The organism is Planctomycetia bacterium, assembly GCA_015200345.1.
Classification (GTDB): Bacteria; Planctomycetota; Phycisphaerae; order UBA1845; family UTPLA1; genus PLA3.
Map to the genome: position 1 here is coordinate 985,884 of CP054187.1, position 25,051 is coordinate 1,010,934.

At 64.0% G+C, this 25,051-nt stretch carries 22 protein-coding genes and 1 other RNA gene; 11 read left to right on the top strand and 12 right to left on the bottom strand.

What is annotated here, in order from left to right; translation table 11 throughout:
• Window positions 1–166: 166 nt before the first annotated feature.
• Window positions 167–961, bottom strand: a complete 795-nt coding sequence (locus tag HRU71_04215; protein ID QOJ02739.1) for a hypothetical protein — start codon at window positions 959–961, stop codon at window positions 167–169.
• A gap of 633 nt (window positions 962–1,594) precedes the next feature.
• Here HRU71_04215 and ffs point away from each other — a divergent pair.
• The 4 genes from ffs (at window position 1,595) to recR (ending at window position 4,252) form a co-directional block, all read left to right on the top strand.
• Window positions 1,595–1,693: signal recognition particle sRNA small type (ffs, locus tag HRU71_04220), an RNA gene on the top strand.
• A gap of 65 nt (window positions 1,694–1,758) precedes the next feature.
• Complete coding sequence (gene dnaX, locus HRU71_04225; GenBank protein ID QOJ02740.1) at window positions 1,759–3,258, top strand: DNA polymerase III subunit gamma/tau; 1,500 nt, start codon at window positions 1,759–1,761, stop codon at window positions 3,256–3,258.
• 30 nt (window positions 3,259–3,288) lie between these two features.
• Window positions 3,289–3,630: a YbaB/EbfC family nucleoid-associated protein gene (locus tag HRU71_04230; protein ID QOJ02741.1), complete on the top strand. Its 342-nt coding sequence runs from the start codon at window positions 3,289–3,291 to the stop codon at window positions 3,628–3,630.
• Window positions 3,608–4,252, top strand: a complete 645-nt coding sequence (recR, locus tag HRU71_04235) for a recombination protein RecR (GenBank protein QOJ02742.1) — start codon at window positions 3,608–3,610, stop codon at window positions 4,250–4,252. Before HRU71_04230 ends, recR begins: the two co-directional genes overlap by 23 nt.
• Window positions 4,253–4,261: 9 nt before the next feature.
• Here the strand turns inward: recR and HRU71_04240 are convergent, their stop codons facing one another.
• Both HRU71_04240 and HRU71_04245 read right to left on the bottom strand, forming a co-directional pair.
• On the bottom strand, window positions 4,262–6,292 hold the full coding sequence (locus HRU71_04240; protein QOJ02743.1) for a VWA domain-containing protein: 2,031 nt from the start codon (window positions 6,290–6,292) through the stop codon (window positions 4,262–4,264).
• A complete protein-coding gene (locus HRU71_04245) occupies window positions 6,289–7,209 on the bottom strand; it encodes a DUF58 domain-containing protein (protein QOJ02744.1) in 921 nt (306 codons plus the stop codon). The genes HRU71_04240 and HRU71_04245 overlap by 4 nt, the downstream gene beginning before the upstream one ends.
• A gap of 243 nt (window positions 7,210–7,452) precedes the next feature.
• Here HRU71_04245 and HRU71_04250 point away from each other — a divergent pair, with 243 nt between their 5' ends.
• Window positions 7,453–7,749: an ATP-dependent Clp protease adaptor ClpS gene (locus HRU71_04250; protein QOJ02745.1), complete on the top strand. Its 297-nt coding sequence runs from the start codon at window positions 7,453–7,455 to the stop codon at window positions 7,747–7,749.
• Between the two features lie 10 nt (window positions 7,750–7,759).
• Here the strand turns inward: HRU71_04250 and HRU71_04255 are convergent, their stop codons facing one another.
• On the bottom strand, window positions 7,760–9,220 hold the full coding sequence (locus HRU71_04255; protein ID QOJ02746.1) for a PQQ-like beta-propeller repeat protein: 1,461 nt from the start codon (window positions 9,218–9,220) through the stop codon (window positions 7,760–7,762).
• Between the two features lie 219 nt (window positions 9,221–9,439).
• On the opposite strand from HRU71_04255, the gene HRU71_04260 reads away from it, so the two are divergent.
• Complete coding sequence (locus tag HRU71_04260) at window positions 9,440–9,694, top strand: hypothetical protein (protein QOJ02747.1); 255 nt, start codon at window positions 9,440–9,442, stop codon at window positions 9,692–9,694.
• A 125-nt stretch (window positions 9,695–9,819) separates the two neighbouring features.
• Here HRU71_04260 and HRU71_04265 read toward each other — a convergent pair whose 3' ends face one another.
• The gene (locus HRU71_04265) at window positions 9,820–10,392 is read right to left on the bottom strand and encodes a hypothetical protein (GenBank protein QOJ02748.1); all 573 of its coding nucleotides are present in this window, start codon (window positions 10,390–10,392) and stop codon (window positions 9,820–9,822) included.
• 208 nt (window positions 10,393–10,600) lie between these two features.
• A complete protein-coding gene (locus HRU71_04270) occupies window positions 10,601–11,323 on the bottom strand; it encodes a hypothetical protein (GenBank protein QOJ02749.1) in 723 nt (240 codons plus the stop codon).
• Window positions 11,324–11,511: 188 nt separating this feature from the next.
• On the opposite strand from HRU71_04270, the gene HRU71_04275 reads away from it, so the two are divergent.
• Window positions 11,512–13,500: a S9 family peptidase gene (locus tag HRU71_04275; protein ID QOJ02750.1), complete on the top strand. Its 1,989-nt coding sequence runs from the start codon at window positions 11,512–11,514 to the stop codon at window positions 13,498–13,500.
• A 202-nt stretch (window positions 13,501–13,702) separates the two neighbouring features.
• On the top strand, window positions 13,703–14,227 hold the full coding sequence (locus tag HRU71_04280; GenBank protein QOJ02751.1) for a DUF1801 domain-containing protein: 525 nt from the start codon (window positions 13,703–13,705) through the stop codon (window positions 14,225–14,227).
• Window positions 14,228–14,235: 8 nt separating this feature from the next.
• Here the strand turns inward: HRU71_04280 and HRU71_04285 are convergent, their stop codons facing one another.
• The 4 genes from HRU71_04285 to HRU71_04300 all read right to left on the bottom strand — a co-directional run bounded on the left by HRU71_04285 (window position 14,236) and on the right by HRU71_04300 (window position 18,428).
• A complete protein-coding gene (locus tag HRU71_04285) occupies window positions 14,236–15,717 on the bottom strand; it encodes a hypothetical protein (protein QOJ02752.1) in 1,482 nt (493 codons plus the stop codon).
• On the bottom strand, window positions 15,623–16,936 hold the full coding sequence (locus HRU71_04290; protein QOJ02753.1) for an argininosuccinate synthase: 1,314 nt from the start codon (window positions 16,934–16,936) through the stop codon (window positions 15,623–15,625). Before HRU71_04290 ends, HRU71_04285 begins: the two co-directional genes overlap by 95 nt.
• The gene (locus HRU71_04295; protein ID QOJ02754.1) at window positions 16,923–17,411 is read right to left on the bottom strand and encodes a hypothetical protein; all 489 of its coding nucleotides are present in this window, start codon (window positions 17,409–17,411) and stop codon (window positions 16,923–16,925) included. The genes HRU71_04290 and HRU71_04295 overlap by 14 nt, the downstream gene beginning before the upstream one ends.
• Before the next feature lie 237 nt (window positions 17,412–17,648).
• Complete coding sequence (locus tag HRU71_04300) at window positions 17,649–18,428, bottom strand: MBL fold metallo-hydrolase (protein ID QOJ02755.1); 780 nt, start codon at window positions 18,426–18,428, stop codon at window positions 17,649–17,651.
• A 99-nt stretch (window positions 18,429–18,527) separates the two neighbouring features.
• On the opposite strand from HRU71_04300, the gene HRU71_04305 reads away from it, so the two are divergent.
• The 3 genes from HRU71_04305 (at window position 18,528) to HRU71_04315 (ending at window position 23,049) form a co-directional block, all read left to right on the top strand.
• Entirely contained in the window at window positions 18,528–19,556 is a 1,029-nt protein-coding gene (locus HRU71_04305) for a murein L,D-transpeptidase (protein QOJ02756.1), read from the top strand.
• Between the two features lie 12 nt (window positions 19,557–19,568).
• Window positions 19,569–21,200, top strand: coding sequence for a hypothetical protein (locus HRU71_04310; protein ID QOJ02757.1), 1,632 nt, complete (start codon window positions 19,569–19,571; stop codon window positions 21,198–21,200).
• A 136-nt stretch (window positions 21,201–21,336) separates the two neighbouring features.
• Window positions 21,337–23,049 carry a VCBS repeat-containing protein gene (locus HRU71_04315; protein ID QOJ02758.1) on the top strand — a complete coding sequence of 571 codons (1,713 nt, stop codon included), beginning with the start codon at window positions 21,337–21,339 and terminating at the stop codon, window positions 23,047–23,049.
• Here HRU71_04315 and pip read toward each other — a convergent pair.
• On the bottom strand, window positions 23,026–24,057 hold the full coding sequence (pip, locus tag HRU71_04320) for a prolyl aminopeptidase (protein QOJ04915.1): 1,032 nt from the start codon (window positions 24,055–24,057) through the stop codon (window positions 23,026–23,028). The genes HRU71_04315 and pip overlap by 24 nt on opposite strands.
• A gap of 210 nt (window positions 24,058–24,267) precedes the next feature.
• Complete coding sequence (locus tag HRU71_04325) at window positions 24,268–24,978, bottom strand: sugar transferase (GenBank protein QOJ02759.1); 711 nt, start codon at window positions 24,976–24,978, stop codon at window positions 24,268–24,270.
• Window positions 24,979–25,051 lie beyond the last annotated feature (73 nt).

Genomic DNA, 25,051 nt, shown 5'->3' on the forward strand with positions numbered 1-25,051 from the left:
CGATGTTGTGGGATCCTCGCCGAGATCTGCATCATCGAGGGCGTCGTCGGGGTTCACGATGGGATCCTCGCGAATGACCGGCCCGCAGCGCCATCCATCCGAACAGCGAGCGCTGTACGTCCCCCATATCGGTTATCCCAGAGTCTATTCCTCTCAAAATGAAGGGTCAAATAACCTGCGCGAAAAGAGTATTCCACTCGGCCCGGTGTGGAGGTTGCGCGGGGGACCTCACGAGAAGCGTCCCATCAAAGCGCGCAACAGCCATTGCCTTGAGTAGCGGAGCGAATGCCTCGCCGATGGTCACGCCGCGCCAAATCACCGAGCGCGCGCGGTGCGCCAACGCACCGAGTCGTTCGGATGCCGGCGCAACCGTCGCCTCGTCCGCTTCAATCCCCGCACCGACCCAGGGCGAGTTCACCTGATCAAAAAACCATCGGGACTCGCTGGGCGAATGACAAACCCCGTGCGGTGAGACCATCACTACGATCTCAATGGCCCGGCGCTGCGCCTCGAACCGCGCCGCGGCAAGGGCTTCCAGGGCCGCCCGGATTGCATCGTCACCGGGCAACGGTGATGTTCCCACACCGATCGGCACGACGGCTGGCAAGACAAGTTGCCTTGCTCCGAGCCATTGGGCGCGCTCCAGCGCGGTCGACAAGAGACCGGATGACGCCCCCGAGTGATGCACCAGACCGCCCGGCTCGTTGCGGGGCAAGGTCAGCCATTCCAACGCGGTCGCTCCCGACAGGACCACGGCAGCAATGCTGACGCCTTTCGCCAAGGCCGACTTCGCCGTGGCAACGCACTCCGATTCGCCGGATTCGAGCGAGATGGCCGCACCGCCCACACCCGGCTGATTCACATGCATCGCGACGATGTTGTAGCCGCGCTGCGCCGCCAGGTCGACCGTTAGATCAAACTCCTGTGCAGGTGAATCAAGCGTAATAATGGGCTTTGCCACGGCGTCGAATCCTCGAAACGCCGGCTACCCTATCGACGGCTTTGCGCGGAGGCAACGGCCGTGTGAACCAACTTGGCCTTTTGCAGATCAAGGTATGCGGCAGGACGGAGATTCCGACCGCCGTGGTTCATCGCACAGGAGTTGATCAGGCAGGCTTCCGGAACTTCACTGGCACGCCAGGGTCCTGCACGGATGATTCGCGGTTCGTATTCGCCGGATCGGCCTCGTAAATTGCCGCACATTGGCGGCAGCGATAGCGCCGACCTTTCATGGAGCGCGGCAGCACAGCGGGGTGGTTACACTGCGGACAGGTTACGTAGAGCGGCACAGCGGGAACTCCCTTCGGCTCGGCAGAAATGACGGCAGCTTCCTTCACGGCAACGGCATCCGCGCGCCCCGGCCGCCTCGCCACGACCCGGCGTCGTTTACAGCAGATGAGACCTTGCGAACCACCCCGACCCTGTCAGAATGGTTAACGTTGACATTCAAGGAGTATTTCGCCGTTGGCAGCAGAATATTTTGTATAGGCTTAGCGTGTGGCGCGATTCTCGGACGCCGGATGTCGCTATGGTTTCCTGTCGTACGCCCCTATAATTCGCCCTGCCTCCGACCGCGCCGGGCGATTTCAGGTGCGGCCTGGTCTCATGCAATGAGATGTCGTGGACAACGGGTCAGGCTGGAAACAGAGCAGCCCATCTGCTACAGCCATGTGCCGTGAGTCGCTGGGCCGCACCTGAAGTCGCTCGCATCGCCCGGGGGATCGCGCAGGAATCGCATCGGAAACCAGGGAAGGACGCATGTCATACACGGTGCTGGCGAGAAAATTCCGCAGCCAGACCTTTGACGAGGTCGTTGGGCAGGAGTCCGTCGTTCAGACGCTTCGCAATGCGATCGCGCAAGGGCGCGTTCATCACGGCTACCTGTTCACCGGGACACGCGGCGTCGGCAAGACCTCGATGGCGCGGATTCTCGCCAAGAGTCTGAACTGCCACGCGGCCGACGGGCCGACGGTGACGCCCTGCGGGGCGTGCGATTCGTGCCTGAACGTGGCGCGCGGCGAAGACGTGGACGTGGTGGAGATCGACGCGGCAAGTAATACGGGCGTCGATAATATTCGCGAGCTGCGGTCCAACGCCGTGTATCGCCCGGCGCGCAGCCGATTCAAGATTTACATCATCGACGAGGTTCACATGCTTAGCACGGGCGCCTTCAACGCCCTGCTCAAGACGCTGGAAGAGCCGCCGAGTCATGTGAAGTTCATCCTCGCCACGACCGAAGTGCAGAAAGTGCCCGCGACGATTTTGAGCCGCGTGCAGCGCTTTGATTTCCGCCCCATCGCACCGCTCGACATCGCCGCGCAGCTCAAACACATCTGCGGCGCCGAGGGCGTCACGGTCGAAGACGCGGCGCTGCGCCGACTCGCGCGACTGGCCAACGGTTCCATGCGCGATGCCCTGTCGCTGCTCGATCAGGCCCTTTCGATGACCACCGGCTCGCTCACGGCCGACGGCTTGGCCGAGTTGTTCCCCGCGGCGCACGACGAGCTGGCGGCCGAGTTGATCGACAAGCTGGCCGATGGCGACGCAGCCGGCGCGTTGACCGTGCTGGATCGTTCGTTGAGCGGCGGGCAGGCGCTGGACACGTGGTGCTCGATGCTGATCGGGCAATTGCGCGATCTGATGATCGTGCGCGTCTGTGGTCCGGAGACCGACTTGGCCGACGTGCCGCAGGTGTTGATTGAGCGGATCGCGAAACAATCGGCACGGTTCGATGCCGGAGCGTTTGTATACATGATTACCGTACTCGAGGAGCTTCGCCGCAGCGTGAAGTCCAGCGGCAGCGGTCGAGCACTGGTGGAAGCCGCGGTGGTCCGGCTCTGCGACGCGGCGAAGTTCTCGTCCATCGAATCGCTGCTGGAGCGCGTCGAAGCGGCCGCAGGGGGCAACGCCGCTTCATCCTCCGCGCCAAGCTCATCGCCACCTCGAACCGTATCAAGCGCGCCGGCATCGCCGCGGCCCGCGCCGGCCGCATCCGGTTTCAGTACTCCCGCAGCCGCGCCGCGAACGGCGCCGTCGGGGCGACCCGCTCCTTCCGGCCAGCCGGCTTCGAAGCCCTCCGCCGCGGCGCCGCAGCCGATCGCGCCGCCGCGCCGCCTGACGCAGGCCGAGCTTCGCGCTGCGCAATCCGACCCGACCGTTCGCAGCGCGCTGGAGCTTTTCGGTGGGCAGGTGGTGGATGTGAAACAGGGACCCTCCGGCGGCCCCGCGGAATCGAGCGGGGCGCCCGTCGAAGACTAACGACGTTATCAACCCGTTCAAGGAGATCGCATGTTCGGACAACTCGGCAACATCGCCGGCATGATGAAGCAGGCGAAGGAACTTCAGGGGAAGATGAAGGAGATGCAGGAGTCCATCGCCGCGTCGCGCTACACGGCCGACAGCGGCGCGGGCGCGGTCACGGCGACCGTGACCGGCAAGCTGGAACTGATCGACGTGAAGATCAATCCTGAAACGGCCAAGTCCGGCGATGTGGAGATGCTCGAAGACCTGGTGAAATCGGCCGTTGCGGCGGCGCAGCGCAAGGCGGCCGAGGGCGTGCGTGCGGAGATGGCCAAGCTCACCGGCGGTCTGAACCTGCCGGGGCTGGATGGATTGCTGGGCGGGGCCTAATCCGAGGAATCTGGACACCGTGCCCGATCCACTTCCATCATCGCTTGCCCGCCTGATGGCCGAGTTTGAGAAGCTCCCCGGCATCGGGCCGCGCAGCGCCGAGCGGCTGGCGTTTCATATCCTCAAATCCGAAAAGGACGCGGCCCTGGGGCTCGCGTCGGCCATTCGCGAGGTGAAGGAAAACGTCCGTCACTGCCGCATCTGCTACAACCTTACCGAAGCCGACCCGTGCCCGATCTGCACCGATGCGAAGCGCGACGCGTCGATCGTGTTTGTGGTCGAGCAGCCCAAGGACGTGCTGCTGCTGGAGGCGACGGGGCTGGTGCGCGGGGTGTACCACGTGCTGCTGGGTCACATCTCGGCGCTGGACGGCATCGAGCCGGGCGATCTGACGATTGACGCATTGGTGGCACGCGTGAAAAAAGGCGGCGTGAAGGAGATCGTGCTGGCGACCAATCCGACGATGGAGGGCGAAGGCACGGGCCTGCACATCAAGAGCGTGTTGGCTTCCACCGGTGTGCAGATCACGCGTCTGGCCCGCGGCCTGCCCCGCGGCTCGCAGATTGAATACGCCAACCGCGCGATTCTTCAGGACGCCATTGAAGGTCGAAACGCGTTCTGACGCCGCCGTTCACACCATCACCCGCCGGTTGTAAACCCACCATTCCAGCAACAGGAATGCCATCGCCGTCGCGACCGCGTATGGCCAGAGCGGCTGGTTGATCTTGATCGCGCCGCTGAACGACGCGACGTTTTGGCCGCCGAGTTCAAAGGCATCGTTCGGGGCAATGTGGGACTCCGCCGGGTCGAGCAGATTCACCGCGAACGGCTCGATCGTCCGCGCGGTGTCGTCATACGTCACGCGATAGAGACCCGTGTCGGAAGTTCGCGCGTAACTGGCCGTTCCGCGATCGGCGACGGGAACTTCGTCGATCTGTCCGTCGGGCCGCAGCACGCGCGCGGTCGTCGCGCCGGGCGGGACGGTCAGTGTGAGCGTTGCGCCGGGCTGAATCATGCGGCTGGTCTCGACCGTCTCGCCGCCGGCGAGATAACCCAGCGAGTTGAAGACAAACACGGGAAACGCGTACGAAATGAGCAAGTCCGATTCCAGCACGTCGAACGTCGTGATGACGTAGCGGTGGCCCGGGTCGGTGAGCATGACCATGATCGGCGAGGACTCGCCCTCGATCAGCGACTGCGCGTGGCCCGGCAGTTTCAGCTTGTGCCATTTCGAGACGAACATCGCTTCGTAGTTGACGTTGCGAATCAGCGGGTGCGCTTCGTTGGCGTACACGATCGGCGTGCCGGGGACTTCCTCGCCGCGCGCGACGCCCTCGATTTTCGGCAGCCCGCCGAGAAAGAGATAATTCCCCGGCGGCAGGCGGTCGGTGTCGTGGTTGTCGAGGATCACGAGGTCGTACGCGGATCGCCCCTCGGCGGTCAGCTTCGCTTCTTCGATCGCCTCGTAGCGTGCCGGCGTCAGCGTATCGACCTGCTGGATGTCGAAGCTCCGCACCGCCCGCGTGACGTAATACTCCACCGGTCTGCGATCGGTCACGAGCAGCACACGCAGTTCGCGCGGCGGATCGATCGGCGCGACCACGCGATTGTCCACCATCAGCGCATCGGTGCGATGTATCTTCACTTCGATCGTGCCGGCCTGCTCGTGCTCCATCTCGAAAAGAACGTTTCGCGCGTCGGGCAGGCGGTCGTCGCGCGACGCCGCCGAATCCCCTGCGCCGCCACCCGCGACCGAACCGCCCTTCCGGCTCAATTCGGCGGGACCCAGCGTCACTTCCTGCACGGCTCCCGGCCCGGTCAGCAGCTTGCCGTCGAGGCTTAATGAGACATCTGTCGTCACTTGCGACGAGCCGAAATTCTGAACCCGCGCGAAGACCGACAGCACCCCCGGCCGGTCGATCTCCCGGCGAATGTCGAACGCGACGATGCCCACGTTGTCGACCGCTGCGCCGATTCGATAGAACCGCATCGTCCCCCGCGTCACGAACGGCTCTTGCGCGTCGGCGATGCGACCATCGCTGAACAATTCCAAATCGGCCGCCCCCTGCTGCGCGGCTTCGGGCGCGGCCACGCCCGGCGCGTCGATCTGGTTGCTCGAATACGCGACGGCCAATTGCAACGCCTCGCCGATGCGGCTCGGCCCGTCGACCGGCTCGATGCGCTCGATGGATCGGGCAAGGCGGCGCTTGTCGTCGGTGAAGCCACAGACAATTTCGGGCTTGTCGGAAAAGGCGATGACCATCGCGCGCGATTCGCTCGGCAACTCTCGAATGAAATCCAGCGCCGCCTCTCGCGCAGCATCCATGCGCGTTGCGTCGGCCGATTCCTTCGTCTTCATGCTGGCCGATCGGTCGACGAGCAGCACGATGAGCTTCCCCGGCCGGCGCATGAACCGCGCGACCGGATCAGCGATGGCGAACAGCAGCGCCGCCAGTACGATCAGTTGCAGAAGCAGCAGAAGATTGCGGCGGAGTTTTTGAAACGGCGCGTTGACCTGAAGGTCCTGCACGGCCTTCTTCCACAGCAGCGTGGACGAGACCTTGCGCTCCTGCCGGCGCAGTTTGAGAAAGTACAGCAATAGCAGCAGCGGCACCGCGATGCCGCCGACGATGGCCGCCGTCATCCACGATAGCAGGCTCACTTGACCAGCCCCCGGTGTCGCAGATAGGTAAGAACGAGCGTTTCGAACGAGCTGTCGGACCGCGCGAGGTAATAGACCACGCCGCGCTGGCTGCCATACGCGCGGATTGCCTCGCAGTACGCCTGGAGATTGGCCTTGTAACGATCCATCAGCGGTTTACTGACGGTGATCTCCGCCACGTCGCCATCCTCGCAGTCCACGAGTTTGAGATCGCCCGTCAGGTCCGGCTCCATCTCCTGCGGGCTTAACACCTGTAACGCATAAATGTCCATCTGCCGACCGACGAGATAACGCAGCGCCTCCGCATACCCGCCCTTGTCGAGGAAATCCGAGATCAACAGACAGACGCCCTTGGTTGTATGACGCAGGGCGAACTGTTTCGCCGCCGCCGCCAGGTGGCTCCTGCCGCCCACCGGCGCATCGTCCAGAAAACGCACCATCTGCCCCGCCATCCGTCGGCCGCGAAGCCCCGCCAGATGTCCGAAGACGGAGTCGTTGTACAAATAGAGGTTGACGCGATTGTGGTTGCAAAGGCCGATGTAGGCGAGGGCGGCCGCGACCCGCTTGGCGTAGCGCGCCTTGGCCGGCTCACCGGTCTGCATCGAGCCGGACAAATCAAGCAGAACCGAGACAGACAGCTCTTCCTCTTCGAGGAACAACTTGAGAAACAGGCGGTCAAGCCGGGCGTAGATGTTCCAGTCGATATGGCGGATGTCATCGCCGATGACGTAATTGCGATAATCGGCGAACTCGGCGGATTCGCCCTTCCGCTTGCTGCGGCGTTCGCCCTTCATGCGGCTGGCGTGGATGCGGCGCGAGACGATTTCAAGCTGCTCGAGCCGGGCCATGAAATCCTGCGTCAGCAGTTGACGATCATTCGCCGCGGTCTGCAAGGTCGGCTTGGGAGCAACGGCCATGGGGGTGTTTTCCCTATCTGTGGGATCCGACGCCTCACGCGGTCCATCATACGGTCGAGCGCGAGGCGGTCCAACGAACGGTCTCCCATGGCAGCGCGAAGCTACTGCGCGGCGCACCGGCGCAGGAAGTCCTCAAAACGCTTGCAAGGATGCCCTGTTTTCCGATACAATCCAAGTGGTTCTGTGGTCGCATGTGAAGGAGCACGGCGTATGTCGCAGAAAGATTCTTTTGCGGATGATTCCATGAATCAGGGTACCGTCGCCACCGCCCCAGCCCAGGCGCCTGCCAAACCGGACGCCAAGCAGCTTCCGCCCTATCGGGTGCTGCTGCACAATGACGACGAGAACACCATCGAGGAGGTCGTCGAAAGCATCCTCATGCTGACCCCCTTGCGCCATGCCGATGCCGTGATGAAGACATTCGAGGCGCACGAGACCGGCGTGGCCCTGCTGCTGGTCACCCATCGCGAGCGCGCGGAGCTGTACGTCGAGCAGTTTCGCTCACGCCGGCTTTCGGTCACCATCGAGCCGGCGGACTAAACGCGCCCCGTTATTTCTCCGCGATGCAGTACAGGTGCGAGCGACCGCGCAGGAACAGCTCGTTCCCGACGGCCACCGGCGATGCATCGAAGCCGTCGTCGAGCTTGTTCGTCGCCAGGACGTTCAACTGCGGGCCGTCCTTCAGCACGATCGTCGTGCCGTTTCGCCCGGCTACGTACACCCGACCATCGGCCGCGAGCAGTGACGCGTAAACGCCGTCGATGCCGGTGAGCCGCTGTTTTTCGTAAACCGGCTCGCCGGTCTTTTTGTCGATGCAGGAAATCAGCGGGCGATTGTTGTCGATGAAGTACAGGTGCTTGCCGCAAGTGACGGCCGATGGGACGTACGGCGTGTCGCGTTCGTACTTCCACGCGATGGCCGGCGAGTCGGTGATGTCGCCCTTGGCGCCGGCGTAGCGGATGGCCAGTGCGGCCGCTCCGCGAAAGCCGCTGATGCAGTAGAGCAGATCGCCGTCGATCATCGGCGAGGGGATGGTGTTGGCGGTCATGCCGCCGCAGCGCCAGATTTCCTTGCCGGTCTTCAGGTCGTAGGCACAGATGTGGTTCTGCGCCACGGCGACGACCTGCGCCTTGCCGCCGACATCGATCACCAGCGGCGTGCACCAGGACGTGTGCTCGTCGCGCGCGACGCGCCAAATTTCCTCACCCGTCTTTTTATTGAACGCAGCGATGAAGTCGTCGCCCTCGTGGTCCCACTGCACCACGATCGTATCGCCGTGCAGCGCCGGCGAGCTGCCCTCACCGAACTGGTTGCGCGTCTGCATCTTGCCCAGGTCCTTGCTCCACTTCAGCGTGCCGTCCATCGTGAGGCAGTGCAGCCCGCGCGAGCCGAAGAATGCGTAAAGGTGCTCGCCGTCGGTCACCGGCGAGTTCGATGCCTGCGTCGCGTCGGTGTGGCCCGACTCGTGCGGCTTTTCTTCCTTCACCGTCCTGGTCCAGATCGTCTTGCCGGTCTTGCGATCCAGCGCAAGTACCTCAAACCGATAGGTGTTCTTGGGAGCCTCCTGCCCGCGGCCAAAGCCGCCGCCACGTCTTCCACCGGGTCGCCGTGGACGCGGCTGATCGGGCTGTGCATCCATGACTTCCATCGACGAATCATGATGCGGCGCGGGCATCGGCGACAGGCCGCCCTCCTCTTCTCCGCCATCCGGACCGCCGCCGCCATCTTTCATCTCAATCGCCGTTTGAACATACACGCGATCGCCCCAGACAATCGGCGTCGCGTGGCCCTTGCCGGGAATCTCCATCTTCCAGCGGATGTTCTTCTCCTCGCTCCACTCCACAGGAGGTTTTGCTTTCGGCGCCACGCCGCTGTTATGCGGCCCGCGCCACGCCGGCCAGTTCTTCTCCGCTTCGGCGGACGGTCCCGCGGCCCAGGCGGGGACCGCGACCGCGAACATCACCAGTCCCGCGAGCGACGCCTTCGATCGATCAATTGTGTTGAATTGCATGGCACACCTCCGACGCGGAATGTACCCGTATTTTCCGGCTCTCGCCAGCAGGATTAGAATGCGCCGCGGAATGCAACGCAGCGCGGTTCGGCGCGCGGCAGTAACATGCGGGCACCGCGAGACAACGGCACCATGAAACGAGAAGCACGCATCACTCGACTGGCTACTTTGGTTGCCGTTGCATCACTGATTGGTTGCGCGGGGGTCTTGTACCGCCACATGGCGCCGCGGAAGCATTTGTCGCCGGATGGCCGATATGTTCTGACCACCTTTGTCGAGCGCGACCCGGCCCGCGCGCTGCACTATCTATGTGTCGGCCTGCGCGTGACCGATGCGAGCGGCGGCGTCGTGTGGGAACATCGCACTCGCACGCCGGCGCGGGAGCCGTACAAGAGCGGCTGGGATGAATCCTCTCGCCGGGTCTGGCTGGCGAGCGGCAATCGACGCGATGAGTTCGATCCGTTCACAAAGTAATGACTCGCTTCGTGCATGACAATTGGGCGCGGCCAACATCATTTTGTTCCTGTCGATGAAAAAAGCCCCCGGCAGGATGGCCGAGGGCTTCTGTGGACTGAAACTGCATTGGGTTTATCGACTCGTCACCGCCTCCAGCGAAGCGGCGTGAGGGGCAACCGCGCCGGCGTGCTGCGCGAGAACGTGTTCGCGCGAACCGTGCCGAACCGATCGGTGCTGCCGCCGGCCGTCGAGCCGGCCGTCGCGTTGAGCCGATTGTTCGAGGCGAATCCCCCGGCCGACGCGGTCCGCTGGAGCGGCCCCTGTGCCACGCTGAAACCGCCGCTGCTGGCGACCTGGCCGTTGAAGCCGATCGTGATGTTCAGGTTGCTGGCCACGGCAGCGGGCAGGAACCGCGAAGCGACAGCGTTGCTGGCCGAGAACGTGATGCCGTTCTGATCGACGCCGACCGCCACGCCGCGGGCCACGTTTACATTTCCGGTGCGCGTCTGCGTCTGCACGTAGCCGCGACCGTCGCCGTTGTAGCCCGCCGTCGCCGCGGCGGTACCGAGGTTCGAGGCCGTCGCGCTGGAGGAGGCCTCGCCGGCGCGAGCCGTCGAAGCGAGGAGCATCAGGCTCATCGCGGAAGCTGCGCCCAGCACAACCAACTTGTGAAGCCGGCTGGTTTCGAGTTTCAGGGTGGCGGTTGCAGAGGTCATGGCACATTTTCCTTTCAAGGTCGGCCCGATGGCACTCATCGGGCGTCATCTGTTAGATGTCTGAACGACGTCATGGTTAGTGGAAGCTCCAGGGTCTCGTTCGCTCGACCCGGGCGAGATGCCCGTACCACCTTCTTGAGCCTTGTTCCGGCCGGCCGCCGTCGCTTCACCTGCGCGGCGACGACCGGCCCGGAGTCATTTCTCGCGGTCATCGGCCGCGTGCGTCAACCTTGACCGCCTCCGACAGACTGCGGCCGAAGTGTGTCGCCCGGCTGATCGCCGTCACGTTCGCCCGGCTGGCCCGGCCGCGACCGCTCATGCTGACGCCGAGGCTGTTGGACTGTGCCGAGCTGAAGAACCGCGAACCGGCCACGGCGCGAACGTTGCTATCGGCCCGGCCGCCGAACGTATCGGCGACCGAATCGCTGACTGCCGTCGCCCGGCCGCCGAAGGCGCCGTCGCTCTCGGCATGGCTGTCGCTCGTGGCGACACCGAATCGACTAAGCGACAGCGAACTCGAGCGGCTGTCGGCGACCGCATTGAAGCGCGAGTCGGCGTCGGCGCGGCTGTTGCTGATCGACACGCCGCGAATCGCCGCCGCGTTCGAGTCGCTGTAGGCGACGGCCCGGCCGCCGAGGACGCCTCGCGCATTCGCAGCGGAGTTCGAAACCGCCAGGCCGCCGTCGGCAATCGCATTGGCATTGCTGACCGCCAGCCCCCGGCCGATTCCAACAGCCCGCGAGTCGGCGATGGCGCGGCCTCCGTTGGTGGCCGCGGCGGTGGCGTAAGCGTTGCCGTTTCCGACGCCGACGGCGGTTGCGCTGGCGGACCCGCCGTTGGAGGAGATGCTGGTGGCGACGACCTCGCCGGCGCGGGCCATGGAGACCATCGCAAGGCAGGTGACGATTGAGAGCAGCTTCGTTCGCATCATGGGACTCGCTCCTTTCATATCAGAGCCGTGTGGAGATACCTTGTTCGGACCCGCTCGATCGAAGCTTCGTGTGGGTTCCTTCGCTAGACACCTGTCGGGCCGCCGGGTTGGCGCAGTTGCCGGGAAACCGGCGGGCGGCGACAATAAGCGGCCGAGCCAACCAATTACTTGTTACGAGGAAATTCACCATGCGTACCTATCGTTTGGGATTGAGCGGTGTCGTCGCGGCGTGGGTCGTGTTGAGCAGCCTGGCCGGCGCGGGATTATCGGCGCGGGCCGAGGAGCGCGCGGGCAAGACGGACGTCGCCCGGCGCGAAGTCGGCGAAGTCATTCTCGAAAACGTGCCCGAGATTCCGGCCGCCCTGCGCGATCGCATGAATCAGTATCTGAACATGCGCGCCGCAGGCATTCTTGATTTCGAGGAATCGACCGGCGCGATTCTCATCTCGACGCGCTTCGGCAACACCGACCAATTGCACATCGTCGATCACCCGCTGGGCGCGCGGCGACAGATCACCTTCTTCGATGAACCGGTGCGCAGCGGCGCCTTCGTGCCGGGCAGCAAGGGCCGCAAGCTGTTCTACCTGATGGACAAGGGCGGTTCGGAGTATAACCAGATCTACCTGCTCAACCTCGACGACGGCACCAGCCGCATGCTGACTGACGGCAAAAGCCGCAACGAAGCGCTGACCGTCTCGCACGACGGCTCGCGCATCGCGTTCGCCAGTTCGCTCCGCAACGGTAAAGATACGGACATCTACCTCGCCGATGCCCCCGACTACAAGCCGCGTCTGGCGATCGAGGCGACCGGCGCGTACTACCCCGTCAGCTTCAGCCCCGACGCCAAACAGCTCTCGTTCATCGAATACATCTCCGAGAAGGTCGCCTACATCCACGTCATGGATACCGCGACCGGCAAGGCCAAACCAATCAGCAGCCGGGATGAGAAGTTCGCCTACGGTGGCGGAGCTTTCTCGGCCGACGGCAAGCATCTCTTTTTCACGTCCGATCGCGGAGGACAGTTCCACGTGCTCTACCGCCGTGACCTCGCCTCCGGCGCGGACACCGCCATCACAACGAACCTGCCGTGGGATGTCGAAGGAATCGAAGTCTCTCCGGCCGGCAATTACATCGCCTTCACCGCCAACGAGGACGGCCAGTCGCGGCTCTACCTGATGCGTCCGGATTCATCGGGCTACGAGCCGGTCCCGGCGTTGCCGATGGGCGTGCTGGGCGGGCTGAAATTCTCAAATGACGGCAAGCGGCTGGGCTTGAGTCTTCAAACGCCGACCGGACCGTCGGACGTTCACGTCTATACGCCGGCCGACGGAAAACTGACCCGCTGGACGCAGAGCGAACTGGGCGGGCTGAACACCGACCGATTCATCACGCCGCAGCGCATCGCGTTCCCCACGTTTGATCAGGTCGACGGCAAGCAGCGAATGATCCCCGCGTATTACTACCGGCCGCGCGGCAAGGGGCCGTTCCCGGTCATCATCAACATCCACGGCGGGCCGGAGGCGCAGGAGCGTGCGACGTTCAAGGGCATCGCGCAGTACTGGGCCAGCGAGTCGAACATCGCCGTGATCGTGCCGAACGTTCGCGGCTCGACCGGCTACGGGCGGGACTACCACATGCTGGACGACGGCTTCAAGCGCGAAGACAGCGTCAAGGACATCGGCGCGCTGCTGGATTGGATCGGCAAGCAGGAGGAGCTGGATGCGAAGCGCGTCGCGGTGTACGGCGGGTCGTACGGAGGGTACATGGTGCTGGCGTGTCTGACGCATTACCCCGAACGCATCAAGGCCGGCGTGGACATCGTCGGCATCGCGAACTTCGTGACGTTCCTCGAGAAGACGGCGCCCTATCGGCGCGACCTGCGCCGCGTGGAATACGGCGATGAGAGCGACCCGAAGATGCGTGAGTTCCTGACGAAGATCAGCCCGCTCAACAACGCCGACAAGATCACCAGCGCGCTGTACGTGCAGCACGGCGCCAACGACCCGCGCGTGCCGGCTTATGAAGCCGAGCAGATCGTCAAGACGATGCGTGAAAAGGGCCGCACCGTCTGGTACATGCTGGCCAAGGACGAGGGGCACGGCTTCGCGAAGAAAGCCAATCGCGATCTGGCGCTGCTCTCGGCGGTGATGTTTTTGGATGAGCAGTTGAAGAATTAAGGAACAACGTTTACGAGCGAACCAGGCGGCATCGGATCGATCAAGATCAGCGAGCCGCGAGCTTCAGCTCGCGCGGTGATGACAAGCGTTTGAGCGTTCATGCACGGCCGATTTGCCGCGCGGGCTGAAGCCCGCGGCTCGTTGTGTCGGCAGTTTGACGTCGTTCGTCATGGCCATTTGTCGTAACCCAGGAGCCGGTTTCATGCAGAGCAAAGCACAATCCGTCAAGGAATATCTCGCGGAGCTTCCCTCCGACCGCCGCGCCGCCATCGAAGCCGTGCGACAGGTTATTCTCAAGAACCTCAAGGGCGGCTACGAGGAAGGCATGACCTACGGAATGATCGGCTATTACGTGCCGCACAGCCTTTATCCCGCGGGATATCACTGCAACCCGAAGTTGCCGCTGCCGTTTGCGGGACTCGCTTCGCAGAAGCAGCACATGTCGCTCTACCTGATGAGCATGTACGACTGCTCGGACGGCGTTGACGAATTTCGAAAGGCCTGGGCCAAGACGGGCAAGAAGCTCGACATGGGCAAGTGCTGCATCCGCTTCAAGAAGCTCGAGGATCTCGCGCTGGATCTGATCGGCAAATCCATCGCCAACATGCCGGTCAAGAAATGGATCGAATACTACGAAACGTCGCTGCGTGATCATCGCAAGAAGAAGCCGACCGCCAAAACCTCGCCCGCGGCCAAGCGAAAAACGAAAGCCACGCGCGCCAAATAGAGGCCGACTCATCCCGACGCCGAGTCCGCGCTGCGGCGACGGAGCATTTCCTCCGCCACGCGGCGCGTTTCAGCCGGCGCCGCGCTGCCGATCGTTTGATAGGACTGAATCGCGGCAAGCGGGTCAAACTGCTTAGAACTGGTTTCAAAACTCCTCTCCCCCTTGGGGGAGAGATTGGGTGAGGGGGAAAAGTGGTTCAAATGAAATGATTCACCCTCACCCCGACCCTCTCCCTGAAAGGGAGAGGGGGTTTTGAAACAGCTTGTAGAGCCATCGGAAGGCTGACTTGAATTGCCTGGTGATTGCCCCGTGCCGTTTCGCACCTGCGTCGCGACGGCATGGTGCGCTTCGCGCAACGGCACGCCGTCGCGCACGAGCTGCTCCATGCGAAGCGTCGCGAAGATGTCCCCCACATTCATCGACGCCGCCAGCCGCGACGCGTCGAAGTCCATCCCCTCGACAAACGCATGGAGCAACTCACATAAGAAAAACGCCTTGCCCGTCGCATCGCGCACGATCGGCTTGATGCACTGCAAGTCCCGGTTGTAGCCCGATGGCAATCCCTTGAGCAGCAACAGCGCGTGGTGGTGCGCGGCCGGAAGCGCCGCCGCTTCGCCGCGCAGCAGCTCCATCGCATCGGGATTGAGCTTATTCGGCATCATCGAGGAGCCGGTGGCGAACGCCGGCGGGTAGCGTGTCCATCGCAGCGGCGACTGCGAAAAAAGAATGAGGTCCGCCGCGAACGATTGGAAATGCAGCGCCGTCTGCGCCGCCAGCGCCAGCCATTCCACGCATTCATCGCGCGTTGACGTGTCGTAGAGCGCATTGAGCGACGGCTGCTCGAAGCCCAGTTCGCGCGCGAGGATGGCTCGATCGATCGCAATGGATGATCCTGCCACGGCCCCCGCCCCCAGCGGGCAGCGCTGCCTCCATTGAGACACCTGAAACGCCGCCGACGCCGCAAGACGATCCAGTGCCACCGCGTATCGAAGCGCCCAGAACCCCGCGCTGCCCGGCGCGGCGAACTGCGTGTGCGTCATCATCGGCATCGGCAGATCGGCCCATTCCTTCGCCCGCCGCGCCAACAGCGCGACCAACTCGCCGAGCTTCGCGCCGAACCGCTCACCCGCATCAATCACGAACATCCGCAGCAGCGTCGCCACCTGATCGTTGCGCGACCGGGCCGTGTGGATTTTCCGTCCTGCTTCGCCGGCGGCTTCGGTGAGCTTCGCCTCAATCCACGTGTGCAGGTCTTCTGCGGGCGAATCCGGGCACGGCGCACCGAGAAATTGCTGTTCCAACGCCTCCAGCGCGCCGCGCAGGCTCGCCGATTCGTCGGCTGACAGAACCGACGCCGCGGTGAGCGCCTTCGCACTGGCTCGCTGCAAGCGAAGCTCAAACGGCAGCAGGAACCAGTCGTCGCGCAGGCTGGTGTTCACCTGGGCGAAGGTCGGATGCAGCGGTGTGTCTTGTTTCCACAGCGTGGACATTCCCCGCCTCCGGTGCGGATCGTCCGACGGCCGTGAGCCAGGCCAGCCGGATGAATCCGTCGGCATCTTTATGGGAAAAGGTGCTTTGTTCAAACGTGGCGAGGCGCTGGCTGAAGATGGCCTGCGGCGCGTCGATCTTCGCGACGTACGGCGAATGCGAAAGATCGACGGTGACTGCGCCGGTCAGATGCGCCATGACCGCGTCGGCCGCGCGCTCCAGCACGACGCGCTGGTCGGAGAAATACTCTCCGCGATAGATCGTCGCCCCATAATCGCGCCCCAGCGCGGCGTAATGATCGTACAGCGGCTTGTTCAGGCAGGTGCGCGCGAGCGCGTCGGCGGCGGTGTGCAGCAGCTTGGCCGCGGGGTTGATATACAGCCCGCGCGACTTGATGCCCGTAAAGCGATTCTCGATCACGAGGTCCCACGCCCACGGCGCCGCGCGGTGGCGGTGATTCAGCGTTGTGACCAGTTCACTCATCTCCATCGCCGCGCCGTCCAGCGCGAGGGGCACGCCCTTGTGGAACGTGATGGTCGTCCTGCCGGCTGCGTGCGGAACGGAACACGCAGCCGAGACGCCGCCGGCAAAGCGCGATGCGACCGCCGCGAGCACCTCGTCCACGTCCACGTCGGCCGCCGGGTCCTCCAGCGCGCCGCCCTCGACCGACAGATGCCAGAGATTCTCGTCCATGCTGTACGTCTTGGTCAGTTCGAAATCGTCCTCGATGCCGTGCGCGCGGATGTAGTCGATCAGGTCCCTGCGGCCGGACAGGTCCCAGATTTTCCACGGTGCGACCACGGGCATTTCCGGAGCAAGCGAGCGATAGGCGAACTCGAAGCGAATCTGATCGTTGCCCTTGCCGGTCGCGCCATGGGCCAGTGTCGCACCGCCCAGCTCGCGCGCCCGGCGGACCTGTTCCAGCGCGATGAACGGCCGAGCCAGCGCCGTGCCGAGCCGGTAGGTTCCCTCGTACGTTGCCGCCAAACCGGCCGCGTATGGCAGGATCGCGCGGCACATCAGCGGTCGGGCGTCACGCGCGACGGCCGTCTTCGCGCCGAGACGAAGAGCCTTTTCACACAGGGCTGTGACGTCTTCCTCCTGGCCGACATCGACCAGCACGGTGTGCACGTCGTAGCCCTGCTCGCGCAGCCAGACGACGATGGCGGTGGTATCCAGCCCGCCGGAGTAAGCCAGGACGCAGTTCTTACGATCGCTCATTCTTGTCTCCAAACCACTTTTCCAGTCGGCGCAGGGCGACGGTCTGCGACCGCCGATTCGCCGTGGCGAGAAAAATCGTGTCATCCCCCGCGACGCTGGCGACAATCGCCGGCTCGCGGGCCTGATCAATGGCAACGCCGATGGCTTGTGCCATCCCCGTCGTGGTGCGCAGGACGATTAGGTGCGGCCCGCAGACGGTGAACCGTTGCACGGCGGCCGCCATCGACGTCGGGTTCCCGCGCGTCGGCTCCAGCACCGGTCGACGATGCGCAGCGGCTGCCTCGGAAGCCGGCAGTTCGTACCGACCGGCCACTTTTCGCACGCCCAGTTCGCGCAGATCTCGGCTCAAGGTCGATTGATCGACGACCAGCCCGCGGCCACGCAGGGCCTTGCGCAGGTCGGCCTGGGTCCGGGCCTGCCCGGCCCGCACGAGCCGCCGCAATTCCGCGTGTCGCCGCGCCTTCGTCGCGTCCATTCCGGGATTATACATATTATGTCACAGTTTGCAACATAAAATGCAGTACGTTTTTTCCGCTGCTTGGCGGGTTGGGTAACAGCAAAAAGAGGTCAGAGCCGGCTCGTGTCGAGCCGGTATTCGGGAATAAACCCCTCTCGCGGCGAGCGAGAAATGTTCCGTGTTTTTCGGAGCAATTGCTTCAATTCACCGGGCCGAAACGGTCCGGCTCTGATCGACCGTCGCGATCGCACGGCCCTACAACACGGAAATGACTTGCCCGTCATACGCCAGCGCCATGCCTGCCGGGAGCGTGCGATTGGTCTCTTCGTGCCCCAGTTCGTGGGCGATGTGCGTGAAATACGTCTGCCGTGCGCCGATGCGCCGGGCGTGGTCCACGGCCTGCTCCAAATTAAAGTGCGTCGGATGGGGCCGATGGCGCAGGGCATCGAGAATCAAAAGGTCCAGCCCTTCCAGCAGCGGCCACGACGCCGCCGGAATCTCGCTCACGTCCGTGCAATAGGCGAAGTCGCCGACGCGATACCCCAGCACGGGCAATCTTCCGTGCAGGAGCGGAATCGGCGTCACCGTCACGCCGGCTGCTTCGAACGGCCCATCGATCGCATGCAGCGTCAGCCGCGGCTTGGCGCTGGGGTAGTCCGGCTCGTCTTCGAAAACGTACGCGAACATGGCGCGGAGCCGTTCGAGCGTCGCGGGCTGGCCGAAACAGGGAAGTTCGGCCTGCTGGAGCCAGTTAAATCGACGTATGTCGTCAAGCCCGGCGAGGTGATCGATATGATGATGCGTGAACAGCACGGCATCGACCCGGCGGACATCGTTTGCCAAACATTGCAATCGCAGCTCCGGCGACGTATCGACCAGCAGGTGCGCATCGCCACGGCGGATCAGGATGCTCGGTCGCGTTCGCTGGTCGCGCGGGTCGGCCGAGGTGCAGACGGCGCAGTCGCAGGCGATCATCGGGACGCCGTGCGACGTGCCGGAGCCAAGCACGTGAACCGTGAGGGGCTGGTCGCTCATTTCGGGGCGATTATAGCGGGCTTTCGCGGTCCGACGGGGCACCCCAACCGGACGCAGGAGGCCGCCGCGCAGGACTGCCGATAGACCTTCATGCGCGGAATGTCCTTCAGATTGATGCGCTGCTTCGTGCTCGTGCTGTCGCTCACAACGCTGACGGCGCACGGTTCACAATACGCGAAGCGCGAACGGCCCGCTCAACCTGCTCGCGGGACTGCGCCTGAACGTTCAGCGCCAATCGGCGCGAAAGGCGCGGCCAGTGACGACGTCGTGCTGGCGCTTCAGGTCGCGCTGGACCGCTCCGGGTTCTCGCCCGGCGTGATCGACGGGGCGTTCGGCGGCAAGACGAGAATCGCGATCGAAGCTTTCCAGCGCTTCGCCGGACTGCCTGCAACCGGCTCCCCCGACGCCGCGACGGTGGAAAGGCTTCGTGTGGCCGATCGACCCGCGTTGCAGACCTATGAAGTGACCGCGTGGGACCTGTCGCAGATCAAGCCCCCGCCCCATCGCTGGGAGGAAAAGGCCAAAGCCTCGCTACTCGGCTACTCCTCGGCGCTGGAGATGCTCGCCGAGCGCGGCCATTGCTCGCAGGCGCTGGTCCGGCGACTCAATCCCGGCATGCGATTTGAGCGGCTCGCGCCCGGGGCGCGCGTCATGCTGCCAAACGTGAACGAGCCGGCGGAGGTGCGCCGCGCGACATTCATCGAGATCGACCTCGCTCGCAAGATCGTCTTCGCGCTCGATGCCCGCGGCAACGTCGTCGGCCTGTTTCATTGCTCCATCGCCAAGGACAAGGCCAAACGACCGCGCGGTCAGGCCAACGTTGTCACGGTCAACCGCAATCCCGAGTACCTGTTCGACCCCGCGATGTGGCCCGAAGTCAAAGACGTGAAACGCAAGCTGCTCATCCCCGCCGGGCCGAACAACCCCGTCGGCCTCTGCTGGATCGGCCTTTCACTCCGCGGATACGGCATGCACGGCACGCCCGAGCCGGAGCTGATCGGCAAGACCGGCTCGCACGGCTGCTTCCGCCTCGCAAACTGGGACGCGATTCGGCTTGGGAAGATGGTGCGGGTCGGCACGCCGGTTCGGTTCAGCCAGCAATCCGATCGGTTGGCCGCGTCGCGTTAGAATCCTCGGCCGGTGGCACGTACTGAATCACATTCCGATCGCGCCGATCGCGGCACAGGCCGATGGGCATATCTGATCGTCGTTGCCTGCACGCTCTGGCACATTTGGGCCGCCGGGCATTACACCGTCTTCGACGACGAAGCCTTCAGTTGCCGGCGATACACACTACCGATGCGCGAGATGCTCGTCGCGCTGTGGCATGGGGCCGAGCCGGACCCGCCGTTGTATTACATAGCGCAGAATCTTTGCGTGCGAGCGTTGGGCGTGGGGCCGCTGGAGCTGCGCGCTGTGTCGATCACGCTCTTCGCAGCGGGCCTGTTGATGATCCGCGCGGCGGCGGCGGCGTGGTTTGATCGAACGACTGCACTGGCCGCCATGGTGATTTGCGCATTGCACCCGGCGCATCTGATGCTGGGCTTCGCGGCGCGGTGGTACAGCGCGATGTTTCTGGCGGTCGCATGGTTGATGTGGGCGACGGCGACGCTGCGCGGCGATCCGCGCAGCGCGAGCGAAGCGGTTCTTTCAAAGCCACAAAGCGAACGCATCGGGTGGCGGGTTTTGCATTGGTCGCTGGCCGCCGCAACGGTCTGCTACATCAATTACTTCGGTCCGGTCTTGGTGGGCCTGTTCTGGCTGGTCGGCATTGGCGCCAATCCACGGAAAAGTGGTCGCTGGCTCATTGCAATCCTGGTGGCAATGCTGCTCTACGCACCGTGGGCACCGGCCTTCTGGCGGCAACTCATGAGTTTCCCCGACATCTCCGGCGGGTGGCGCAGCGCCGCCGCCACCGCCGCCCGTACTGCCATGGCCCTGACAACGGGCAGCGTCGCTTCGGTGCAAGCCTGGTGGGTCTGGGGACCGATGGCGATGTTCGCTGCCTGCGCAGTCGCACTGCTCGTTCGTTATCGTCGCTCGGCTGGCGGAATCGCGCTGGTCGTCCTCGGTTGCATCGCCGCCGGGGCCGCCTCGCGCACCATGCTCGATAAGTACGTTCTCTCCTTCAGCGGCATCACCGGTGTCCTGATCGCGTCACTCCTCCGCCGAGGTCTCGCGGAGCCTGCGCGCGATCGGCGGCTTGCTGCCACCATCGCCACGACCGCGCTGGCAAGTGCGTGGATCGGCTGCGGCGTCAACCTCGCGCGCGGGCAGCACCTCGCCAGTCTGCGCTGGCATGACCCCTTCGCGAAAGTCGTGCAGGATCTGCTCCACGACCGCACCGCGCCGCCCGCGGATCAGTGGGTCATGAGTCACCCCTCTGCGTGGTATTACTTCGGCCTCGAATCGATGCGATCGCGCGCGGTCGCCGACGATGCCATTCGAGTGGATCCCACTGCCTGGCGGCGGCTCGCGGTGCCGGGAGAAACTATGGACATGACAAGGGTACCCTTGACTGCTGAAGCCATGCTCCCGCGTCTGGCGCTGGAATCGCCTGATCGAATCCTCACGATCGAAGCGGCCGACTTCGCGGATTCGCCATCCTGGAAGAACCTCCAGGAGACCCTGGAAGCCGGCTATTTCGTGGAACGGGAGCGGACCTGGCTGGAAGATCATGATAGCGCGCTCAAAGACCGGATCGATCCACGATTTCACCATCCCCGATGGCGGATCACGGTTCGATTCTGGCGGCGGATTCCCTCCTCCTGACCAAGGGCGGCGCGGCCAAACACTCCATCTCGATTGAGTCACCGGGACGGAATCGGGTATAATCAAAACTCTGACGGATCGAACATGCCTGCCAACCGGTCAACCCGGAATGGCGAGAGGGGAAAATCGCGTGAACATGCTTCGAGTTGCTGCGACGTTGACGGTTTTATTCTGCGCGTTGACAGGCGCCTCACCGGCCGTGGCGCAAATGTTCGTCGAGTCCAGCACGACGCGTTTTCCGCAGCCGGACCCGAACGAATACACCAATCAATGCACCCTCGGCGATATCGACGGCGACGGCGATCTGGACATTGTCTGGGCCAATGGCGGCAACTTCAGCTCCGCCGGCACGAACCAGCTCGCGCGCATTTACATCAATGATGGCACGGGGGTCTTCACCGATCAGAGCGTCGCTCGCGGCGCGGCCAGCGGCCTCTTTCGCGGCGTCGAACTGGGCGACGTCGACAACGACGGCGATCTCGACGTGGTCCTCGCGGAGGATTTCAACCGGCAGCCGAACCTGCTCATCAACAACGGCAGCGGCTTCTTCACCGACGAATCCGCCACGCGATTGCCCGCCACAACCCTCGGCAGCAGCCGAGCGCAGTTCGCCGACATCGACAACGACGGTGATCTCGACCTGTATTTCACGAACGGCGGCGCGAGCCGATGGGGTTCAGGCCAGAACCGCATTTATGTCAACAACGGCGCGGGCGTCTTCACCGACGAAACCGCGACGCGCCATCCTGCGGCGGTGCTGGCCGAGCCGCAGGATGCCATCTTCGGCGATATTGACGGCGACTACGACCTCGACGTGCGGACCGCGAGCACGGGAAGCAACGCGAGCCGGCTTTATCGCAATAACGGAGCGGGCATTTACAGCACCGTCGCGGGCATTCCGGCTGACGCGAACTGCTACTCCTACGACTTCGGCGACATCGACGGCGACGATGATCTCGACCTGCTCGGCGCGAACGCATCCAGCTCCGGCAATAATTCCGAACTCATGCTGCGCAACGACTCCGGCGGTACCGTTTTCACCAACGTCAGCGCCAATCTCGTCCCCAATCCGACGGTCGACGACAACGATAGCAAGTTCTTCGACTATGACAACGACGGCGATCTCGATCTGATCGTCGCGCGGCTGGGCGGCACGGCCGAGCGAATCTACAACAACAACGGCAGCGGCGTGTTCACCGAAGTCACCGGCCTGATCACCGCCATCAGCGATTCGACGCTCGACTTGAAAGTCGGCGACGTGAATGGTGACGGCCGATTGGACATCGTCACGGCCCAGGGCGAGTCGGGCAGCTTCCGCAATCGCCTGTACATCAACACGACCGGCCCGGTGGACACGCGCGCGCCGCGCATCGTCGCCACCGAGTCGATTCCCGACAACAGCAACGTCACGTCGCCGTTCGTGGTGCGTGCCGCGATTCTCGATGACATGTCGTCGGATCGAAACTTCTTCGACCGAGGCATCACGTTGAACTACTCCATCGACGCCGGGCCGGTCCAGCAAGTCGCCGCGCGTCACAGCGGCGGGCAGGTCTACCGCGCGGTCATTCCGCCCGTCGGGTGCGGCGGCGTGGTCTCGTACTTCTTCACGGCGCGCGACTTCGCCAACAATCTCGGCACAGGCCCCACCAGGATGTTCACCGTCACCCCCACGCTCATGCCCGGCGACCTCGACGCCGACGGCGACGTCGACCACGTCGACGGCCAGATCCTCGCCAACGTGCTGATCGGGCTGGACTCCGACCCCGGTCACATCTGCCGGGCCGACCTCAACGGCGACACGTTGCGCGACGGGCAGGACGTGATCTCATTCGTCGCGCGAATCCCCTGACGACTGCGTGGCGACCGGCTGGCTTGCCGCTTTGAGTTCCATGCGTTTTTCGGCCGTGTCCGCGATCAGAGCCTGTATTGATTTGATTCCTTCGATCAGGGCGGAACGCATCGGCGGCGCCGAGCCGCTGTGGCCTGCTGCTTCGACCAGCACCAGTCGCGCTCCGGGGATCGCTTTCATCAAGCGCCACGCCGCGATGGGCGGGCAGATCACGTCGTATCGCCCGTGGCAAATAACTGTTGGAATGCCGGAGAGTTTCGGCGCGTCCGCGAGTAGCTGCCCCTCCTTCAAGAAGCAGTTGTTCGCCATGTAATGATTCTCGATCAGCGAGAAAGCGTACACGTCTTCAGCATCGAGGATTTCCTGCACCTCTGCGTCGCTGGTGACCAGCGCCGCGAGCTTGGTCTCATACGCCGCCCACGCGCGGGCCGCCTTGTCGCGCGTCGCTTTGTCTTTGCTCTGGAGCAGTTCGAGAAACTGGACCGGGTACGTCTTCTCATCCGGCCTGGGCACGATGGATTTGAGCTGCTCGAACACCTCGGGGTAATACTGCGCGACGCCGCCGTGATAGAAATGATCGATCTCCTCGCGCGTGGCGGTGAAGATGCCGCGCAGCACGAGGGAGCTGACGTGTTTCGGGTATTTTTCGGCGTAGGCCAGCGCCAGCGTCGAACCCCACGAACCGCCAAAGAGCTGCACGCGCGGCAGACGCAGCGCGAGGCGCAAGCGCTCGATGTCATCCACGAGCGCCTGCGTGTTGTTGTCGCGCAACTCGGCGTGGGGTTTGCTCTTCCCCGCACCGCGCTGATCGTGCAGGATGATGAAGTATCGCTTCGGATCGTGAAAGCGGCGCATGTTCGGCCCGCAGCCGCCGCCGGGACCGCCGTGCAGGACCATGACGGGGATGCCGCGCGGATTGCCGCATAATTCATAGTAGATTTCGTGGATGTCCGAGACTTTCAGGTACCCCGTCTGAAACGGCTCGATCGGCGGGTAGTAATCCTGCAAGGACTCGCCGGGCACCTGGGCCAATGCGTTCGGAGAGGCCGAAAGCAAGCCGATCCATGCCGCGGTCAACAGGAACGCAACGGCAGTCGGATCCGAAAGGAATCGACGATTCAAACGACGCGAGGATTTCATGCAGCGCATGTTGCGCGGAGAGCCGCAATCCTGCAACGGCAGCAAAAGGCTTACGACGGCTAACGTGCTTCCCGTTGATTAGTACGCTCCCCGGCCGCTCAACACGGCGGGAATCGTCTTGAAGAGGATTTGCAGGTCCAGCGCCAGCGACCGATTGCGGATGTACCAGACATCCAGCGCCAGCCATTCCTCGTAAGGAATTTCCGTCCGCCCGCTGACCTGCCACAGACACGTGATGCCCGGTTTCACGCTCAAACGCAACCGCTGGTCGGCCGTGTCGGTGCGGACCTCGTCCAGCGGCAGGGGCCGCGGGCCGACGAGGCTCATGTCGCCGCGGAGGACGTTGAGGAATTGCGGAAGCTCGTCGATGCTCGTGCGCCGCAGCCATCGGCCGACGGTCGTCACGCGCGGGTCGTTTCTCATCTTGAAACACGGACCGGTCGGCAGGCTGTTCAGCCGGCGAAACAGCTCTTTGTCGTCGTCCGCGCCGTTGTACATGGTGCGGAGCTTGTACATGGTGAAAGGCACATGCCCCCGGCCGGCGCGCGGCTGCTTGAAAAAGACCGGCCCGCGCGAAGTGAGCTTGATCGCCACCGCCGCCGCGAGCAAGATCGGCGCCGCCAGCACCAGCGCGATGCATGAGATCGCCACGTCAAGCATGCGCGATACGACCGCATAGCCGCGGTTCGCGCGCGACGCAGACGGCGCCAGCATCGATGGCAATGCCACGCGCCCGTCGGCTCGTTCGAGCACGGAAATCGCGACGGCGGTAGACTTGATCGCGGACATGCTTCCCCTTCCCCGAACCGCGACGACGCCGGGCCGCCGCGGTCATGCAGTGCGATCGTATATCAACGGCGGC

Excerpts from the sequence above, each read along its gene's own strand:
- HRU71_04305 (QOJ02756.1), top strand. The coding sequence starts at position 18,528 with ATGTCCTTCAGATTGATGCGCTGCTTCGTGCTCGTGCTGTCGCTCACA.
- HRU71_04250 (QOJ02745.1), top strand. The coding sequence starts at position 7,453 with ATGAATCAGGGTACCGTCGCCACCGCCCCAGCCCAGGCGCCTGCCAAA.
- HRU71_04275 (QOJ02750.1), top strand. The coding sequence starts at position 11,512 with ATGCGTACCTATCGTTTGGGATTGAGCGGTGTCGTCGCGGCGTGGGTC.
- HRU71_04270 (QOJ02749.1), bottom strand. The coding sequence starts at position 11,323 with ATGATGCGAACGAAGCTGCTCTCAATCGTCACCTGCCTTGCGATGGTC.
- HRU71_04295 (QOJ02754.1), bottom strand. The coding sequence starts at position 17,411 with ATGGACGCGACGAAGGCGCGGCGACACGCGGAATTGCGGCGGCTCGTG.
- recR (QOJ02742.1), top strand. The coding sequence starts at position 3,608 with ATGGATTGCTGGGCGGGGCCTAATCCGAGGAATCTGGACACCGTGCCC.
- HRU71_04265 (QOJ02748.1), bottom strand. The coding sequence starts at position 10,392 with ATGACCTCTGCAACCGCCACCCTGAAACTCGAAACCAGCCGGCTTCAC.
- HRU71_04285 (QOJ02752.1), bottom strand. The coding sequence starts at position 15,717 with ATGTCCACGCTGTGGAAACAAGACACACCGCTGCATCCGACCTTCGCC.
- HRU71_04260 (QOJ02747.1), top strand. The coding sequence starts at position 9,440 with ATGGCGCCGCGGAAGCATTTGTCGCCGGATGGCCGATATGTTCTGACC.
- HRU71_04255 (QOJ02746.1), bottom strand. The coding sequence starts at position 9,220 with ATGCAATTCAACACAATTGATCGATCGAAGGCGTCGCTCGCGGGACTG.
- HRU71_04245 (QOJ02744.1), bottom strand. The coding sequence starts at position 7,209 with ATGGCCGTTGCTCCCAAGCCGACCTTGCAGACCGCGGCGAATGATCGT.
- HRU71_04325 (QOJ02759.1), bottom strand. The coding sequence starts at position 24,978 with ATGTCCGCGATCAAGTCTACCGCCGTCGCGATTTCCGTGCTCGAACGA.
- HRU71_04290 (QOJ02753.1), bottom strand. The coding sequence starts at position 16,936 with ATGAGCGATCGTAAGAACTGCGTCCTGGCTTACTCCGGCGGGCTGGAT.
- HRU71_04315 (QOJ02758.1), top strand. The coding sequence starts at position 21,337 with ATGCTTCGAGTTGCTGCGACGTTGACGGTTTTATTCTGCGCGTTGACA.
- HRU71_04280 (QOJ02751.1), top strand. The coding sequence starts at position 13,703 with ATGCAGAGCAAAGCACAATCCGTCAAGGAATATCTCGCGGAGCTTCCC.
- dnaX (QOJ02740.1), top strand. The coding sequence starts at position 1,759 with ATGTCATACACGGTGCTGGCGAGAAAATTCCGCAGCCAGACCTTTGAC.
- HRU71_04230 (QOJ02741.1), top strand. The coding sequence starts at position 3,289 with ATGTTCGGACAACTCGGCAACATCGCCGGCATGATGAAGCAGGCGAAG.
- HRU71_04300 (QOJ02755.1), bottom strand. The coding sequence starts at position 18,428 with ATGAGCGACCAGCCCCTCACGGTTCACGTGCTTGGCTCCGGCACGTCG.